We start from the raw sequence: 866 nt of genomic DNA on the forward strand, positions 1-866 counted from the left end.
GTGTAGAGTTTTGGTCGTCTGTTATTGCTTGTTTCTCAGTTAACGGACTCTATTCTATGGATAGATCGTGGCGCTCAACGTTGTCGTTATGCGTTTTGAGATTCGCTTACTGCTACAGCCAATGCAACCGTCGCGCCGACCATTGGGTTGTTACCCATACCGATGAAGCCCATCATTGCCACGTGAGCCGGAACAGAAGAGCTACCTGCGAACTGAGCATCAGCGTGCATTCTACCCATAGTATCTGTCATGCCGTAAGACGCAGGGCCTGCTGCCACGTTATCTGGGTGCAATGTTCTACCTGTACCGCCGCCTGAAGCAACTGAGAAGTAAGGTAAACCTTGGCGAGTACGTTCTGCTTTGTAGATACCTGCAACAGGGTGTTGGAAGCGCGTTGGGTTAGTTGAGTTACCCGTAATACTCACATCCACTTCTTCTCTGTGCATGATTGCCACGCCTTCACGTACATCATCAGCGCCGTAACACAAAATCTCTCCGCGAGGGCCTTGTGAGAAGCGGCGGCGTTCTGTTTCAACAAGCTCACCTGTTTGGTAATCGTATTGAGTGCGAACATAGGTAAAACCATTGATGCGAGAAATTAAGTAAGCCGCATCTTTACCTAGACCATTGAGTATTACCTTCAATGGGTTGTGACGTGATTTGTTGACGTTGAGTGCGATTTTAATCGCACCTTCTGCAGCAGCAAAAGATTCATGGCCCGCAAGGAAAGCAAAGCAGTGACTTTCTTCATTTAGAAGACGTGCAGCCAATGCACCGTGGCCAATACCGACCTGGCGTTGCTCAGCAACACTGCCGGGTTTGGTGAATGCTTGAAGGCCTTCACCAATGATATTCGCAGCTTGTTC

The 866-nt window shown here is 49.0% G+C and carries 1 protein-coding gene; it reads right to left on the reverse strand.

Annotated features, from left to right (window positions below; translation table 11 throughout):
• Positions 1–86: 86 nt before the first annotated feature.
• On the reverse strand, positions 87–866 hold a 780-nt coding region (locus AB4496_RS20205; protein WP_372131747.1), incomplete at its 5' end, for a GGGtGRT protein.

It is taken from the genome of Vibrio sp. 10N.222.46.A1, assembly GCF_041473595.1.
Classification (GTDB): domain Bacteria; phylum Pseudomonadota; class Gammaproteobacteria; order Enterobacterales; family Vibrionaceae; genus Vibrio; species Vibrio tasmaniensis_A.